A 1572-nucleotide genomic window follows, 5' to 3' on the forward strand; every position below is an offset into this window, starting at 1 on the left:
CGAGGTCTTCCCATCAGCTCAGAATCTCAAATTTGTCCAGTTTCGCGTAAGCCCTAAGGTGTTAGAAACACCTGGAAATCCGAGGGGGCGTCCAAGCGTCCTGATGGGCGCTGCTCTGGACAAGACAGCGAGCAGGAGAACAACGGGTTCCGGACGTGAAGTAGATGAGTCGGCGCTTCCTCGACTCATGCGCGAAACAAACGGAATTCGTAGCACACCCCTGCGGCAACGGTCACAGTCGGCCCCAGTGTGGCCGGGTCAGACTGGCCCATGTCTAAATTCAACTCCCGTTTTATGCTGGCCTGGAGTGTTGCGGCACTGTTGGCCGGTGCCTCGGCTCAGGCCGCGCCCGCTGTGACTTTTCAGCCGTTTGTCAGTGGCCTGAAGCAGGTCACGGCCCTGACCCACGCCGGGGACGGCTCGGGCCGCCTGTACGCCGCGCAACAGGACGGGCGGGTGCGCGTGATCGAGAGTGGAAAAATTCAGACCGGCCTGTTTCTGGATCTGCAAAAGCTGACCCGTTCGGGCGGCGAACGTGGATTGATCGGACTGGCTTTCGATTCTGAATACAAATCTAACCGCCGCCTTTATGTGCATTACAGCGACCTGAACGGCGACACCGTGCTGGCCCGATACACGGCCACCTCTGATTTCAGCCGCGCGGATGCGGGCAGCGCCAGGACCCTGTTCACGGCCAAGCAGCCGTACAGCAACCACAACGGCGGGCAGATCGCCTTCGGCCCCGACGGCTTCCTGTACCTGGGCCTGGGTGACGGCGGTTCGGGGGGCGATCCGCAGAACAACGCGCAGAATCTGGGTTCGCCGCTGGGCAAACTGCTGCGCTTCGACGTCTCCGGCGACGCGGCCAGACCCGCTGCCGGAAACCCCTTCGCGAACCGGGCGGGGGCCAATCCCAACATCTGGGCCTACGGGCTGCGCAATCCCTGGCGTTTCAGCTTTGACCGTGACGGCGGTGGCCTGGTGATCGCGGACGTGGGCCAGAACGCCTTTGAGGAAGTGGATTTCCAGCCCCGCACCAGCAAGGGTGGCGAGAACTACGGCTGGCGCGTGCGCGAGGGGCAGGTGTGCTACGAGAAGGGCTGCGCCGATAAGGGTTTTGTGGGGCCGGTCCTGGTGTATGGGCGCAATGAGGGCCAGAGCATCACGGGCGGCTACGTGTACCGGGGCCAGGCGATTCCCGCGCTTAAGGGCCAGTACGTCTTCGCCGACTTTGCCACCGGCAACGTCTGGGCCGCTCCCGCCGACGGCAGGAGCTGGAACAAGGTGACGCTGGGCAAGGTCAGCAACCCCAGCACCTTTGGCGAGGACGAATCGGGCGAGGTCTACGTGGCCGAATACGGCAGTGGACGCATTTTGAAGCTGGCGGGAAAGTAGGTGGGTCCAGGGGCGGCCTGCTCTGAAAGCGCACTCTCTGAAAGCGCACTTTTCATTTTGGCGCGGCAAAAGTGCACCAGTCGAAAAATGATGGGCTGATGCCTTTGAGGACGCCGCACTCAGTGCGCGTCCTTATACTGACTCCGATTAATTCCTTGACAAGGGCCACCAATGGAA

The 1572-nt window shown here is 62.1% G+C and carries 1 protein-coding gene; it reads left to right on the forward strand.

Annotated features, from left to right (window positions below; all coding sequences use genetic code 11):
• Positions 1 to 270 precede the first annotated feature (270 nt).
• Positions 271 to 1395, forward strand: coding sequence for a PQQ-dependent sugar dehydrogenase (locus Q322_RS0119985; protein WP_034419437.1), 1125 nt, complete (start codon positions 271 to 273; stop codon positions 1393 to 1395).
• Positions 1396 to 1572: the final 177 nt, after the last annotated feature.

It is taken from the genome of Deinococcus frigens DSM 12807, assembly GCF_000701425.1.
Lineage (GTDB): Bacteria > Deinococcota > Deinococci > Deinococcales > Deinococcaceae > Deinococcus > Deinococcus frigens.